The sequence below is a fragment of the Pelagerythrobacter marinus genome, from assembly GCF_009827515.1.
Classification (GTDB): Bacteria; Pseudomonadota; Alphaproteobacteria; order Sphingomonadales; family Sphingomonadaceae; genus Pelagerythrobacter; species Pelagerythrobacter marinus.
Map to the genome: position 1 here is coordinate 558,240 of NZ_WTYO01000001.1, position 14,745 is coordinate 572,984.

14 protein-coding genes are annotated in these 14,745 nt (G+C 70.5%); 8 read left to right on the top strand and 6 right to left on the bottom strand.

Annotation, left to right across the window (positions count from 1 at the left end):
* Positions 1-20: 20 nt before the first annotated feature.
* Positions 21-1,340, bottom strand: a complete 1,320-nt coding sequence (locus tag GRI72_RS02600) for a replication-associated recombination protein A (RefSeq protein WP_160732351.1) — start codon at positions 1,338-1,340, stop codon at positions 21-23.
* Positions 1,341-1,634: 294 nt separating this feature from the next.
* Here GRI72_RS02600 and GRI72_RS02605 point away from each other — a divergent pair, with 294 nt between their 5' ends.
* The 3 genes from GRI72_RS02605 to GRI72_RS02615 all read left to right on the top strand — a co-directional run bounded on the left by GRI72_RS02605 (position 1,635) and on the right by GRI72_RS02615 (position 2,951).
* On the top strand, positions 1,635-2,087 hold the full coding sequence (locus tag GRI72_RS02605) for a PadR family transcriptional regulator (protein ID WP_337191117.1): 453 nt from the start codon (positions 1,635-1,637) through the stop codon (positions 2,085-2,087).
* Entirely contained in the window at positions 2,084-2,404 is a 321-nt protein-coding gene (locus GRI72_RS02610; RefSeq protein WP_160732353.1) for a DUF2218 domain-containing protein, read from the top strand. The genes GRI72_RS02605 and GRI72_RS02610 overlap by 4 nt, the downstream gene beginning before the upstream one ends.
* Positions 2,405-2,471: 67 nt before the next feature.
* The gene (locus GRI72_RS02615) at positions 2,472-2,951 is read left to right on the top strand and encodes a hypothetical protein (protein WP_160732354.1); all 480 of its coding nucleotides are present in this window, start codon (positions 2,472-2,474) and stop codon (positions 2,949-2,951) included.
* Here the strand turns inward: GRI72_RS02615 and GRI72_RS02620 are convergent, their stop codons facing one another.
* Positions 2,952-4,100 (bottom strand): glycosyltransferase family 4 protein, encoded by a 1,149-nt coding sequence (locus GRI72_RS02620; RefSeq protein ID WP_160732355.1) that lies wholly within the window; start codon positions 4,098-4,100, stop codon positions 2,952-2,954. It lies immediately after the preceding gene.
* Between the two features lie 205 nt (positions 4,101-4,305).
* Here GRI72_RS02620 and GRI72_RS02625 point away from each other — a divergent pair, with 205 nt between their 5' ends.
* From GRI72_RS02625 to GRI72_RS02645, 5 genes are all read left to right on the top strand, one after another.
* Complete coding sequence (locus GRI72_RS02625; RefSeq protein WP_160732356.1) at positions 4,306-5,433, top strand: phosphoserine transaminase; 1,128 nt, start codon at positions 4,306-4,308, stop codon at positions 5,431-5,433.
* 76 nt (positions 5,434-5,509) lie between these two features.
* Positions 5,510-7,105 (top strand): phosphoglycerate dehydrogenase, encoded by a 1,596-nt coding sequence (gene serA, locus GRI72_RS02630; RefSeq protein WP_160732357.1) that lies wholly within the window; start codon positions 5,510-5,512, stop codon positions 7,103-7,105.
* A 104-nt stretch (positions 7,106-7,209) separates the two neighbouring features.
* Positions 7,210-8,322: an ATP phosphoribosyltransferase regulatory subunit gene (locus GRI72_RS02635; RefSeq protein ID WP_160732358.1), complete on the top strand. Its 1,113-nt coding sequence runs from the start codon at positions 7,210-7,212 to the stop codon at positions 8,320-8,322.
* A gap of 160 nt (positions 8,323-8,482) precedes the next feature.
* Positions 8,483-9,772, top strand: a complete 1,290-nt coding sequence (locus GRI72_RS02640; RefSeq protein WP_160732359.1) for an adenylosuccinate synthase — start codon at positions 8,483-8,485, stop codon at positions 9,770-9,772.
* Positions 9,773-9,884: 112 nt separating this feature from the next.
* Positions 9,885-10,856 carry a helix-turn-helix domain-containing protein gene (locus GRI72_RS02645; RefSeq protein ID WP_160732360.1) on the top strand — a complete coding sequence of 324 codons (972 nt, stop codon included), beginning with the start codon at positions 9,885-9,887 and terminating at the stop codon, positions 10,854-10,856.
* A 41-nt stretch (positions 10,857-10,897) separates the two neighbouring features.
* Here the strand turns inward: GRI72_RS02645 and GRI72_RS02650 are convergent, their stop codons facing one another.
* The 4 genes from GRI72_RS02650 to argH all read right to left on the bottom strand — a co-directional run bounded on the left by GRI72_RS02650 (position 10,898) and on the right by argH (position 14,654).
* Positions 10,898-11,677 carry a precorrin-2 dehydrogenase/sirohydrochlorin ferrochelatase family protein gene (locus GRI72_RS02650; RefSeq protein WP_160732361.1) on the bottom strand — a complete coding sequence of 260 codons (780 nt, stop codon included), beginning with the start codon at positions 11,675-11,677 and terminating at the stop codon, positions 10,898-10,900.
* Positions 11,674-12,933: a diaminopimelate decarboxylase gene (gene lysA, locus GRI72_RS02655; protein ID WP_160732362.1), complete on the bottom strand. Its 1,260-nt coding sequence runs from the start codon at positions 12,931-12,933 to the stop codon at positions 11,674-11,676. Before lysA ends, GRI72_RS02650 begins: the two co-directional genes overlap by 4 nt.
* Before the next feature lie 105 nt (positions 12,934-13,038).
* Positions 13,039-13,278, bottom strand: coding sequence for a hypothetical protein (locus tag GRI72_RS02660; protein ID WP_160732363.1), 240 nt, complete (start codon positions 13,276-13,278; stop codon positions 13,039-13,041).
* Positions 13,278-14,654 carry an argininosuccinate lyase gene (gene argH / locus GRI72_RS02665; RefSeq protein ID WP_160732364.1) on the bottom strand — a complete coding sequence of 459 codons (1,377 nt, stop codon included), beginning with the start codon at positions 14,652-14,654 and terminating at the stop codon, positions 13,278-13,280. The genes GRI72_RS02660 and argH overlap by 1 nt, the downstream gene beginning before the upstream one ends.
* Between the last annotated feature and the right edge of the window lie 91 nt (positions 14,655-14,745).

A 14,745-nucleotide genomic window follows, 5' to 3' on the forward strand; every position in this document is an offset into this window, starting at 1 on the left:
CCCGGCCATGTGCGCCGGCCTCACCCGCGCAGCTCGCGCCGGCGCTTTTCCCAGTATTCGAGCCGCTTGCGCACCTCGCGCTCGAAACCGCGCTCGACCGGCTGGTAATAGGATTGCGGCTCCATCTCCTCGGGCCAGTAATCGGCCCCGGAAAACCCGCCCTCGGCATCGTGGTCGTAGGCATAGTCCTTGCCGTAACCGATATCTTTCATCAGTCGGGTCGGCGCGTTGAGGATCGACGGCGGGGGCATCAGGCTGCCGGTTTCCCTCGCGCTGCGCCAGGCGGCCTTCTGCGCCTTGTAGGCGGCGTTCGATTTGGGCGCGGCCGCGCAGTAGAGGCAGGCCTGCACGATCGCCAGCTCGCCTTCCGGGCTGCCGAGGAACTCGTAGGCATCCTTGGCCGCGAGGCACTGCGCCAGGGCCTGGGGATCGGCCAGCCCGATGTCTTCCACCGCCGCGCGAACGAGGCGGCGCAGGACGAACAGCGGGTCTTCCCCCGCGACCAGCATCCGCGCGAGGTAATAGAGCGCGGCCTGCGGGTCGGAGCCGCGCAGGCTTTTGTGCCAGGCGGAAATGAGATTGTAGTGACCCTCGCGGTCCTTGTCGTAAACGGCAACGCGTCGCTGCAGGAAGCTGCCGAGCTCGGCCGGGCCCAACGGTTCCTCGATCGCCGCGGAATAGAGCGTTTCGGCCTGGTTCAGCAGGAAGCGGCCGTCGCCGTCGGCGCTGGCGACCAGCGCCGCGCGCGCCTCCGCGGTCAGCGGCAACGGGCCTTCGATCGCCTCCGCCTTGTCCAGCAGCCGGCCGAGCGCCCCGGCATCGAGGCGGTGCAGGATCAGCACTTGCGCGCGGCTGAGCAGCGCGGCGTTGAGTTCGAAGCTGGGGTTTTCCGTGGTCGCGCCGACCAGAGTCACCGTGCCGCGCTCGACGAAGGGCAGGAAGCCGTCCTGCTGCGCGCGGTTGAAGCGATGGATCTCGTCCACGAAGAGCAGGGTGCGCTGGCCGGCCCCGGCCGCCTTGTCCGCCTCGGCAAAGGCTTTCTTGAGGTCGGCCACGCCGGAGAAGACCGCGCTGATCGCGACGAAGCGCATGCCCACGGCATCGGCCAGCAGGCGCGCGATGCTCGTCTTGCCGGTGCCGGGCGGGCCCCACAGGATCATGCTCGACAGCTTGCCCGCCGCGACCATGCGCCCGATCGCGCCCTCGGCCCCGGTCAGGTGTTCCTGGCCCACGACCTCGTCGAGCGCGCGCGGACGCAAACGGTCGGCGAGCGGCGCGTCGGCGCGCGGCTCGTCCGGCGGGGCCTGTTCGGGGAGGGTATCGGGAAAGAGATCGGCCATGCGCCACGCTAGATAGGGGCACCGCCGGCGCAGCGCGAGGGCTCTTGTATTTCGATAGTTCAAAGATATATCGTAATGCAACGCAGACAAGGATATTGCGCCATGCACAGCGATTGTCATCATTACAGTCACCGCCGCGATCCGGGCGCTCGCCGCCGGGCGTGGAAGGCGAGCTTCGGGCCCGGAGGGCCTTTCGGCGCGGGGGGACCTTTCGGCCCGAAAGGGCCCTTCGGCCCCGGGGGTCCTTTCGGTGCTGGCGGGCCCTTCGGCGGGCGGGGGCAGCGGCGCGGCCGGATGTTCCGCCACGGCGAGCTGCGTCTCGCGCTGCTCAGCCTCCTCGCCGACCAGCCGCGGCATGGGTACGAGCTGATCAAGGCGATTGAGGAGCGGACCGGGGGCACCTACGCGCCGAGCCCCGGCGCGGTCTATCCCACGCTGCAACTGCTGGCGGACGAGGGCCTGATCGCCGAGCAGGACGATCCCGGCCCGCGCAAGGCCTTCCGCACCACCGAGGCCGGCCGGGCCGAACTGTCGGAACGGGCCGAGGAGGTCGAGGCCCTGTTCGCCCGGCTGGGCCGGCACGGCGAAAGCGGTGAAGGCGGGCGGTCGCCCCACCTCTGGCGCGCGATGGGCAACCTCGCCAACGTGCTGCGCCACCGCGCGAGCGCCGGCAAGCTTGACCAGGCGGCGATCGACTCCATTGTCGACATGATCGACGACATGGCCAGGAGGATCGAACGCCTATGACAACCCGCAGCAGCGCCAGCGTGCCGACAGCCAGCGGATCCCGCTATCTCCAGCAGCTTTGCAAGCACTGGGCGCACAACATGACGGTCGAATACGACGCGGCGCAGGGGCGGGTGACTTTCCCGGCCGAGGGCCGCAGCGGCAACTGGGCGGGGGAGGCCGTCCTGACGATGACCGCGCGGGCCGAAGCGCTCGACTGCACGATCGCGGCGAGCGAACCCGGCCAGCTGGAAGCGCTCAAGGGCGTCGTCGCGCGCCATCTCGACCGCTTCGCCTTCCGCGAGGCGCCGCTGGCCTTCGACTGGCGCGACGGCTGACCCGCTGGCGGGCCGGCGGCGGCAGTGGTATCCTGCGCCCCGGGTCGCCGGAGAGGGGAGAGACAGGATGGAACAGGCCGAACGGGTCGAACAGGCCGAACAGGCAGCCACGGGAACGCCGTGGCACGTGTGGGTCGTCGGCATTCTCGCGACCTTGTGGAATGCCTTCGGCGCGAACGACTACACGCAGACCCAGATGGGCAACCGCGATTACTTCGCGATGACCGGGTTCGACGCCCAAACGACGGACGCTGCGTTGCGCTTCTTCGGCGAAATGCCCGCCTGGGCCGACGCCGCCTGGGCGCTGGGCGTCTGGGGCGGGCTGGCCGGATCGATCCTGCTGCTCCTGCGCAGCCGCTGGGCGATCGCGGCCTTCGCCGCCTCGATCCTGGGGCTCGCGGGATCGTGGATCTTCCAGTTGCAGGCGACCCTGCCGCCCGAGCTGGCGGCGATGAACAACGAGGCGATGTTCGCGGTGATCAGCGCGATCGCCCTGCTGCTGTTCTGGTATGCCCTGCGGATGCGCCGGCGCGGCGTCCTGCGCTGATCAGCCCGGCCGGGCGTTCACCAGCCGCAGGTAGCTGTCGGCAACCGCCTGGTTGATCGCGTCCCACGCAAAGCTCTTGCTCCGCGCCTCGCCCGCGGCGCCGTGGCGCGCGCGCAGGGCCGCGTCGGTGCAATAGGGGGCCAGCGCATCGGCGAAGGCCAGCGGGCAGCCGGGCGGCACGAGGTGCCCGGTCGTGCCGTCCTGCACCAGGCTGGCGCTGCCGGTGGCGCCGGCCGCGACGACGGGCAGGCCGCAGGCCATCGCCTCCAGCGTGACGTTGCCGAACGTCTCGGTGATCGAGGCGTTGAAGAACACGTCGCCGCTGGCGAGCGCCCGGCCGAGGTCCGGGCCGGTCTGGAAACCGGCGAAGATTCCCCCGGGCAGGGCACGTTCGAACCACGCGCGGGCCGGTCCGTCGCCGATCACCAGTACGCGGTGGGCCACCTGGCGCCGGCGCAGTTCGACGATCGCGTCGGCGAATATGTCGAGCCCCTTTTCCATCACCAGGCGGCCGAGGAAGACGATCGCCACGTCATCGTCCCCGATGCCCAGTTCGCGGCGCCAGGCGAGGTCGCGGCGCGCGGAGGCGAAGACCGTGCGGTCCACCCCGCGGGTCCAGAGCGAGATGTCGTCGTTCATCCCCTGCTCGCGCAAGGTATCGATCATGCTCTGCGACGGCGCCACCAGCGCGTCGCACCGGCGGTAGTAACGGCGCAGGATCGCCTCCAGCGCGGGTTCGGTGAAGCCCAGCCCGTAATAGCGGGGATAGGTCTCGAACCGGGTATGGACCGAGGCGAGAACGGGGATCCCCCGCGCGCGGGCCCAGCGGACCGCGGCATGACCGGTCAGGTCGGGGGAGGACGTGTGGACGATATTGGGCGCGAAGCGTTCGAGATCGGCCAGGTTGTCGCGCGACAGGCCGAGGGGGAAGCGATATTCGGGCCGGCCGGGGATGGCGACGCTGGGCACGCCGACCAGGTCGCCGGTGGGGGCGAAGGCCGGCTCTTCCACCGTCGGGGCGTAGACGCGCACGGCCGCGCCCTGCCGCAGCAGGTATTCGACCAGCCGGTTGAGCGCCTGGTTCGCCCCGTCGCGAACGTAGTTGTAGTTGCCGCTGAACAGGGCGATGCGAAGGTCTGCGGTATCCATGGTCGGCACGGCCATAAGCGGAGAGCACGGCATTGGCGAGGGGCTCGCGCGGCAAATCTGCCCCTTCCTGCGTCCCGCCGGCCAATGTCGCCCGGCCTGTCGATGAAATCGAATGCGGTCCTTGACTTGCTGCGGCGCAACATTATTGCCGCGCGTGGGCCACGCGGTCCCAACGCCGCGCGTGCTCTCTGCAAGGAGAGAATACATGACTGACCTTACGCCTCCGGCGCGCAAACCTGCGCGGCCGCTGTTCTCCTCTGGTCCGTGCGCGAAGCCGCCGGGCTGGTCCCTCGAAAAACTGTCTGCCGAATCGCTCGGCCGTTCGCACCGCTCGAAGCTGGGCAAGGCGCGCCTCGCCCATTGCATCGATCTGATTCGCGACGTGCTCGAAGTGCCCGAGACGCACCGGATCGGGATCGTACCCGGTTCGGATACCGGCGCGGTCGAAATGGCGATGTGGACCATGCTGGGCGCGCGCCCGGTGACGACGATCGCGTGGGAGAGCTTCGGCGAAGGCTGGGTCACCGACGCGGTCAAGCAGTTGCGGATCGATCCGACGGTGATCCGTGCCGATTACGGGCAGCTGCCCGATCTCGCCCAGGTGGACTGGGGCCACGATGTCATCTTCACCTGGAACGGCACGACCTCGGGCGTGCGCGTGCCCGATGGCGACTGGATCGCGGCCGACCGCGAGGGGCTGGCCATCGCCGACGCGACGAGCGCGGTCTTCGCGCAGGACATTGCTTGGGACAAAGTCGATGTCCTGACGTTCTCGTGGCAGAAAGTGCTTGGCGGCGAGGGCGCGCACGGCGTGCTGATCCTGGGCCCGCGCGCGGTCGAGCGGCTGGAAAGCCACACCCCGCAGTGGCCGCTGCCCAAGGTGTTCCGCCTGACCAAGGGCGGCAAGCTGATCGAGGGGATCTTCCGCGGCGAGACGATCAATACCCCGTCGATGCTGGCGGTGGAGGATGCGATCTTCGCGCTCGAATGGGGCAAGTCGATCGGCGGGCTTTCCGCGATGAAGGCGCGCGCCGACGCCAATGCCGCGGCGCTCGACGCGATCGTGCGCGAGCGCGGCTGGCTCGGCCACCTGGCGGCCGACCCGGCGACGCGGTCGAACACCAGCGTCTGCCTGACGGTCGAGGGCGCGGATAGCGATTTCGTCAAGAAATTCGCCGCCCTGCTGGAAGAGCACGATGCGGCCTACGACATCGCCGGTTACCGCGATGCGCCGCCGGGCCTGCGCGTCTGGTGCGGCGCCACGGTCGACACCGCCGATATTGAGGCGCTCGGCCCCTGGTTCGACTGGGCCTGGGCGACGCTCCGGGCCTGAGCCCCCTTCGCATTTCCGCACGAAATTTCTGCACGGGCCGCAAGGCATTCCCGCGGGCCCAGCCAAGGAACCGATCATGACCAAGCCCAGAGTTCTCATTTCCGACAAGATGGACCCCAATGCCGCGCGCATTTTCGCAGAGCGCGGCTGCGCGGTCGACGTGAAGCCCGGCATGACGCCCGAGGAGCTGAAAGCCGTGATCGGCGAGTACGACGGGCTCGCCATTCGCAGCGCGACCAAGGTGACGCCCGAGATTCTCGACGCCGCGACCAATCTCAAGGTCATCGGCCGCGCGGGGATCGGGGTGGATAACGTCGATATCCCCTATGCCAGCGGCAAGGGGGTTGTGGTGATGAACACCCCGTTCGGCAACTCGATCACCACTGCCGAACACGCGATCGCGATGATCATGGCGCTCGCCCGCCAGATCCCGGCGGCCAACGCGCGGACCCAGAACGGAGAATGGCCGAAGAACGACTTCATGGGGGTCGAGGTGACCGGCAAGACGCTGGGCCTGATCGGCGCCGGCAATATCGGCTCTATCGTCGCCAGCCGCGCGCTCGGCCTGCGGATGAAGGTCGTGGCCTTCGACCCGTTCCTGACCGCGGAGCGGGCGGTGGAGCTGGGAATCGAGAAGGTCGATCTCGACACCCTGCTCGCGCGGGCGGACTTCATCACGCTGCACACGCCCCTGACCGACCAGACGCGCAATATCCTCAGCGCCGAGAACATCGCGAAGACGAAGAAGGGCGTGCGGATCGTCAACTGCGCGCGCGGTGGCCTGATCGACGAAGCGGCGCTGAAGGAAGCGCTCGACAGTGGCCACGTCGCCGGGGCCGCGCTCGACGTGTTCCAGACCGAGCCGGCGAAGGAATCGCCGCTGTTCGGCACCCCCGGCTTCATCTGCACGCCGCACCTGGGCGCGAGCACGACCGAGGCGCAGGTCAACGTCGCGCTGCAGGTGGCGGAGCAGATGTCCGACTATCTCGTCAACGGCGGGGTCACCAACGCGCTCAACATGCCCAGCCTCAGCGCCGAGGAAGCCCCCAAGCTGCGGCCTTACATGGCTCTGGCGGAACGGCTCGGCAGCCTCGTCGGGCAGCTGGCGCACGGCAATCTCGACAAGATCAGCATCGAGCGCGAAGGCGCCGCGGCCGAGCTGGCGGGCAAACCGATCGAGGCGGCCGTGCTGGCCGGGCTGATGAAGCAGTATTCGGACAGCGTGAACATGGTCAACGCACCCTACCTCGCGCGCGAGCGCGGGCTCGACGTGCGGTCGGTGCGGCATGAACGCGACGGGGCCTACAACACGCTGATCCGCGTCACCGTCGGCACGAGCCAGGGCGACCGCTCGGTCGCAGGGACGCTGTTCGGCAACGCCAATCCGCGCCTGGTCGAGATCTTCGGAATCGGGATCGAGGCCGACCTCAACGGCGACATGCTCTATATCGTCAACGAGGACGCGCCCGGCTTCATCGGCCGGATCGGGACGCTCCTGGGCGAGAACGGGATCAATATCGGCACCTTCCACCTCGGCCGCCGGCCGAAGGGCGCCGATGCCGGGGGCGAGGCGGTCCTGCTCCTCTCGGTCGACCAGCCGATCCCGCAGGACGTGGTGAAGAAAGCCAGCGCGCTGGAAGGCGTGAAGGTGGTCATGCCGCTGGCGTTCTGACCCGGCCGGAATGCCCGCGGGGTTGACCCGCGGGCGTTCCCGGCACAGGCGGGCCGCGTAATACGCCGCCGGCGCATCGGGCGCGCGGCAAGGGAAGACATGACATGACCGATCCCGACGATCTCCTGCCCGAAGGGCTCCAGGATCGCCTCCCGGCCGAGGCCGCGCGCATGACGGCGGCCATGCGCGGTGCGCTCGACGTGCTCGATTCGCACGGATACGACCGCGTGCGCCCGCCGCTGGTGGAGTTCGAGCAGTCGCTCGCCGGGCGGATGGACGGGGTCAGGCCGCGGCGCATGTTCCGCTTCGTCGATCCGGCCAGCCTGCGCACGCTGGCCCTGCGCAGCGACATGACGCCGCAAGTCGGCCGGATCGCCGCCACCCGCCTGGCCGCCGCGCCGCGTCCGCTGCGCCTCAGCTATGCCGGCGAAGTCGTGACGATCAGCGCGGACCAGCTCGACCCGTCGCGCCAGCGCCTCCAGCTGGGGGCCGAACTGGTCGGCAGCGACGGGGCGGAGGCGGTCGGCGAAGTCGTCGCCGTCGCGCTCGAGGCGCTGGCCGCGGCCGGCGCCCGGGGAATATCGATCGATTTCACCATGCCCGACCTGGTCGATACCCTGGCCGCGGAGGCGCTGCCCGTGCCGGCCGACCGGATCGAGGCCATCCGGCGCGAGCTCGACATGAAGGATGCCGGCGCCCTGCGCGAGGCGGGCGGCGAAGGCTACGTGCCTCTGCTCTACGCTGCGGGCGATTTCGACGAGGCGATCGCGCGGGTCGCCGCGCTCGACGAAGGGGGCGTGCTCGAAAGCCGCATCGCGGGCCTGCGCCGGGCCGCCGAACGCGTGCCGGCGGGCGTTCGCTGCACGCTCGACCCGACCGAGCGGCACGGTTTCGAATACCAGTCGTGGTTCGGCTTCACCCTCTATGCCGTCGGCGCGCGCGGATCGGTCGGGCGCGGCGGAACTTACTGCATTCGCGGCAGCGAGGAACGGGCGACCGGTTTCTCGCTCTACCTCGACGCGCTGCCGGCGGCGGATGCGGGGGAGGCCCCGCGCGAGGCCCTGTTCCTGCCGCTCGGCCACGACCGCGAGGTCGCCGCGCGGCTGCGCGCGATCGGCTGGCGCACGGTCGCCGCGCTGGCCGAGGGCGAGGACGCGCGCGCGCTGGGCTGCAGCCACCGGCTGGAAGGCAGCGAGGCGGTGGCTGTCGAGGCATGACGCGCGCCCGCCGCCGATCGCCGCGGCTTGACTCGCGCACCGCCCGCGCTCTAACGCGCGCGGCGCATTCGGGGCCGGCTCGGCCCCTCCATTCCCGTCCCCTGGTCGAGTCCTGTCGAAGGACCATGAGGATTTCCCCGGCAGGGGAAGAGGTGCAAGCATGGCCAACGTAACGGTAATCGGTGCCCAGTGGGGCGACGAGGGCAAGGGCAAGATCGTCGACTGGCTGGCCAGCCGCGCCGACGCGGTCGTCCGTTTCCAGGGCGGCCACAATGCCGGCCACACGCTGGTCGTGGGGGACAAGGTCTACAAGCTCAGCCTGCTGCCCAGCGGGATCGTGACCGGCACGCTCTCGGTGATCGGCAACGGCGTGGTGCTCGACCCCTGGGCGCTGAAGGCGGAGATCGAGAAGCTCGAAGGGCAGGGCGTTACGATCGATGCCGACAACTTCGCGGTCGCCGACAACTGCCCGCTGATCCTGCCGCTGCACCGCGACCTCGACGGGTTGCGCGAAACGGCGGCGGGCGCGGGCAAGATCGGCACGACCGGCCGCGGGATCGGGCCGGCTTACGAGGACAAGGTCGGCCGCCGCGCGATCCGCGTCTGCGACCTGGCCCATCTCGACCAGCTGGAGCCGCAGCTCGACCGGCTCTGCGCGCACCACGACGCCCTGCGCGCCGGGTTCGACCAGCCGCCGGTCGATCGCGAGGCATTGCTGGCCGACTTGCGCGAGATCGCGCCATTCGTGCTCCAGTTCGCGCAGCCGGTGTGGAAACGGCTCAAGAAAGTGCGCAAGGCCGGGGCCAAGATCCTGTTCGAGGGTGCCCAGGGCGTCCTGCTCGACGTCGATCACGGCACCTATCCGTTCGTCACCAGCTCGAACACGGTCAGCGGGACCGCTGCCGCCGGTTCGGGCCTCGGCCCGGGCAGCACCGGTTTCGTGCTCGGCATTGTCAAGGCCTATACCACGCGCGTCGGCAGCGGCCCGTTCCCGACCGAGCTCGACGATGCGACCGGCCAGCGGCTGGGCGAGCGCGGGCACGAGTTCGGCACCGTCACCGGGCGCCAGCGGCGCTGCGGGTGGTTCGATGCGGTCCTGGTCCGGCAATCCTGCGCGATCAGCGGGGTCACCGGCATTGCCCTGACCAAGCTCGACGTGCTCGACGGGTTCGACACGGTGCGGATCTGCACCGGCTATCGCCTGAACGGGAAAATCCTCGACTACTTCCCCTCGCATTCGGCCGAACAGGCCGCGGTGGAGCCGATCTACGAGGAAATGGAAGGCTGGCGGGAAACCACCGCCGGCGCGCGCAGCTGGGCCGAGCTGCCGGCGCAGGCGATCAAGTACATCCAGCGCGTGCAGGAACTCATCGAAACGCCGGTGGCGCTGGTTTCCACCAGTCCCGAGCGCGAGGACACGATCCTGGTGCGCGACCCGTTCCTCGACTGACGGCGCGCGCCGGGGCGACCGGGACGAGGCGCCTGCCGCGATAGCTCCATTCTTGACTTAATCCTGTTTTGTTCTAGCTGTGTTCTGCGATAGGGACACAGGGGAACGACAGATGGGTCAGGTGGACTTTGCGTACGACATGGCGGGCGATGCGAATGCGCGGCTGACCGCGGCGGTCTTTGCCGACTGCGCGCGGACGAGGCAGGAAATCGGGGAAGACGTGGCCGCCGCCGGCCTGCGCGCGGGCGAAAGCGGCGCGATCGGCGCGCTGGCGGACGGGCCGGTGCGGGCCCTCGCCGATGTCGTCGTCGTCGATTGCCCGGCGGCCGACCCGGCCTGCCTCGCCGCGCTCGCGCGGCTGGATATTCGCGCGGCCCGGTCGGGCGCGCAGCTGGTCGTGTCGACCACGATGGAAGGGCTCGACGCCGTGTTCGGGTGCCTCGACCAGTCGCGCGCGCAAGTGCTCGTCGGGCCGAGCCGGGGCGAACGCGTCGTGGCCCTGGGCCGGGCGCTCGCGCACCTGCCGGGCGCGCGGGTTCGCGAGCTGTCGGACGAAGACCGGATGACGCTTCTTCGCCTGACCGAGCAGGTCGGCGAGATCGCGGCGCGGCTGGAACGCCTGTCGTCGGGCTTGCCGGAAGACAAGGGCGCGTTCCAGTTCGAATCGCCGGGCACGGCCTTTCGCGGGCAGGACGAGACGGCGGAGCGCAAGCTGCTGCGCCAGCCGCGCCCCCCGCTGCCCGATCCGCGCCTCGTCCGCCAGATCATCCGCCATCGCCGCTTGCGCGATCGGCACTTCGATCCCTCCCTTTTCGCGGACCCGGCGTGGGATATCCTGCTCGACCTGACGGCCGCCCGGGCGGAGCACAAGCGCGTTTCGGTCACCAGCCTCTGCATCGCGAGCGGGGTGCCGCCGACGACCGCGCTGCGCTGGATCGGCCAGATGGTCGAATCGGGCCTGCTCGAACGGACCGGGGACGAGGCGGACCGGCGGCGGGCCTTCATTGCCCTCTCCGACCGGACGGCCGATGCCATGGCCCGCTATTTCGCGGAGCTGGAGCAGGGTGCCGACCGGGTGATCTAGCAGCCCGGCGGGCGCGTCGGCGCTCGGCCTGCGGCTTGCGTTCAGCCTGCCGCTTTCGCCCGGCGCAGGACGACCGTCTGCCCGCCCATGGGCAGCGGCTCGCCTGCCGGGCGCCGCACGGCATCGGCCCGCGCCCGGTCGAGGATCGCGACGGGCACGCCGGGATCGTGCACGATCGTGTCGGCCTGTCCCAGCCAGCGCGCCTCGCGCAGGGTCAGGTCGTCGGGATCGTCGCTGTGCAGCACGATCTCCATGCACGCAGCCTCCGCGGGGATTTCCGCCCCGTCGAGCCAGGCCTCGACCTGCGCGGAAGAGCTTTCCGCCATCGGGTCGAGCGGGCCGCCGCGGGCGAGCGCGGCATCGAGCGCGCGCCGCCGGTCGCCACCGTCGGGAAAGCGCGCCCGCAGACGGTCGCGCCCCGCGTGGAGCGCCCGTGCCAGCCGGCCCAGCGAAGGCGGCAGGAGCGCTTCGAGCCGCAGGCGGACGTGCTTGGCCAGCCCGGCCGAGGCGCCGCCGGTGCCGACCGCGACCAGCACCGGCTCGCGGTCGAGCACGCTCGGGACCGTGAAATCGCACAGCTCGGGGCGGTCGGTCGCGTTGACCAAGAGGCCGCGCGCCTTGAGGCGCGCGACCGCGGCCGCGGCTTCGCGCGCATCGTCGAGCGCCACGAAGGCCAGCCGCGCGTGATGCGCTTCGGCTTCGGTACAGCAGGTCGCGCCCGCCCGTTCGACCAGCCGCCGTTTCGCCTCCGCCGCCTCGCCATCGCCGACCACGACCACGCGCGTGCCGGCGATCCGGTGGAAGAGCGGCAGGCTGTTCATAGCCAGTCGGGCACCCGCTCGGCGTCCATGATCGCGTCGGCCGGGATGCGGTCGGCGACGACGGCGAAGCGATCGCCGTCGACCAGGACTTCGGCCACGAAGCCGCGGCTGTTGTAGCTGGAAGCCATTGTCGCGCCGTAGGCCCCGGCCGTGCGGAAGACCGCCAGGTCGCCGGCCGACAGCGCATCGATCTCGCGGTCCATGGCGAAAGTGTCGCCCGTTTCGCAGATCGGCCCCACCACGTGCGCGGCCATCGTCTCCCCGCTGGGCCGGACCGCTTCGATATCGTGCCAGGCGCCGTACATCGCGGGCCGGGCGAGATCGTTCATCGCCGCGTCGACGACCACGAAGGGCGGCCCGTTGCCACTGCGCTTGGTGCGGATCACGCGGGTCAGCAACACGCCGGCATTGCCGGCGATCACGCGGCCCGGCTCGAACGTCAGCTTCACGCCCCAGTCGCGCGTGACGCGGGCGACCATGGCCCCGTATGCGGCCGGGGAGGGCATCGTCTCGCCCGCCTTGTACGGCACGCCCAGGCCGCCGCCGAGATCGGCGTGGGTGACCGCATGCCCCTGCGCGCGCAGTTCGCCGATCAGCGCGCCGAGCCGGGCGAAGGCGCTTTCCAGCGGCTCCAGGTCGCCCAGCTGGCTGCCGATGTGCACTGCCACCCCGCGCATATCGAGCCCGTCCTCGCCGGCCAGCGCGGCATAGACGGCCCCCGCGCGGTCGAGCGGGACGCCGAACTTGTTCTCGCGCTTGCCGGTGGAGATCTTCTCGTGCGTGCGGGCATCGACATCGGGGTTCACCCGCAGGGCGCAGGCCGCGCGGCGGCCGGTCCGCCGGGCGATCGCCGCCAGCTCGTATCCTTCCTCCTCCGATTCGATGTTGAACTGCCCGATGCCCGCCTCGAGCGCCTGGACCAGCTCGTCGTGGGTCTTGCCGACGCCGGAAAAGACCACGTCCGCGGGCGCCATGCCGGCCGCCAGCGCGCGGGTCAGCTCGCCGCCGGAGACGACGTCCGCGCCGTAGCCTTCCTGGCGCAGCACGCTGAGCACGGCGAGGTTGGGGTTGGCCTTAACCGCGAAGGCGACGTGCGCCTCTTTCAGGTCCGACAGCGCCTCGCGGAACACGCGGGCGTGGCGCACCAGCGTGGCGCGCGAATAGACGTAGACCGGCGTGCCGACCGCGTCCGCAATCTGCGGCAGGGGCACGTCCTCGGCGTGGAGGACGCCGTTCCTGAGTTCGAAATGATCCATGCGGCGGCGCTTAGCGAGTGGCGCGATCGCAGTCGAGCAAGGCTTGCTTGCCGGCCCGATATGCCGGGGTGGGCGGCCGGTTGTGCCCCGGGCGGGGCCAGCGGCCTACCCGGGCGGAAGATCGAACGGGTCGTCCTCGCGCTCCTCGGAGCGCTTGCGCAGTTCCACGCTGCGTTCCGGCGCGGCCTGGGGATCGAGCGCGAGAAGATCCTCCGGCGCCGGGCGCGCTTCCTGCCCGTAGGGGGCGGGCGGCAGCGTGCTGCCGGCCAGCGGTTCGAGCTCGGCGCGCTGGCCGCACCCGGCCAGCAGGGCCGCGAAAGCCAGGGGGAGAACGGTCCTGTGCATCAGTGCTCCATGCCGAGCGCCTCGCGCGCTTCGTCCACCCGCTGCCTTACCTGATCGGGCGCGGTCCCGCCATAGGAGGCGCGCGCGGCGACCGAGGCATCGACCGAGAGCGCGGCGAAAACCCCGTCGCCGATCCGCGTATCGATCGCCTGCAGCTCGTCGAGCGAGAGCCGGTCGAGCGCCACGCCGCGTTCTTCCGCCAGCTTCACCGCCGCGCCGGTGATATGGTGCGCCTCGCGAAAGGGGATGTCCGCCTCGCGCACGAGCCAGTCGGCAAGGTCGGTCGCGGTGGCGAAGCCCATTTCGGCCGCCGCGCGCATCCGGTCCGTGTCGAACGTGCTGTCGGCGACCATGCCGGTCGTCGCCGCGATCGACAGCGCGAGCAGGCCGGCCGCCTCGAACACCGGCGGCTTGTCGTCCTGCATGTCCTTCGAATAGGCGAGCGGCAGGCCCTTCATCGTCACCATCAGCCCGGTCAGGCAGCCGACGATCCGCCCGGCATGGCCGCGCACGAGCTCCGCCGCGTCGGGATTCTTCTTCTGCGGCATGATCGAGCTGCCGGTGCTGAGCGTGTCGGGCATGCGGATGAAGCCGAAAGGCTGGCTGGCCCAGAGGATCATCTCTTCCGCCAGGCGCGAAAGGTGCAGCGCGCCCTGCGCCGCGGCCTGGAGGTAGTCGAGCGCGAAATCGCGGTCGGACACCGCGTCGAGGCTGTTCGCCGTCGGCCGGTCGAACCCGAGCGCGGCGCAGGTCGCGTCGCGATCGATCGGGAAGCCGGTACCGGCGAGCGCGGCCGAGCCGAGCGGGCATTCGTTGAGCCGCGCGCGCGCATCGGCGAACCGGCTGCGGTCGCGCCGGATCATCTCGTAATAGGCCATCAGGTGGTGGCCCAGGGTCACCGGCTGCGCGGTCTGCAGGTGGGTGAAACCGGGCATGACGCTGCCGGCATGTTCGCCCGCCCGCATCACCAGCGCGCGCTGCAGCGCCGCCAGCCCGGCGTCGGCCTGGTCGATCGTCTCGCGCACCCAGAGGCGGAAATCGGTCGCCACCTGGTCGTTGCGGCTGCGCGCCGTGTGAAGCCGCCCGGCCGCCGGGCCGATCAGCTCCGCCAGGCGGCTCTCGGTCGTCATGTGGATGTCTTCCAGGTCCCAGTCTTCCGGAACCCCGTCGGCCTCGTACTCGGCGGCAATCGTGTCGAGCCCTTGCGCGATCGTCCCCGCATCCTCGCGCGTGACGATCCCCTGCGCCGCGAGCATCGCGACATGGGCCTTGCTGGCCGCGATGTCCTGTCGCCAGAGCGCCTTGTCGAACGGGATCGAGGCGTTGATTTCGCGCATGATCGCGCTAGGGCCTTCGGCGAAGCGCCCGCCCCACATCGCATTGGATCCGCCCGTGTCGTTCTGCTCTTCGTTCCGGTTGTCGCTCACGTCTGTCGCCCTGGCTCTGCTTCTGGCGGGCTGCGATAGG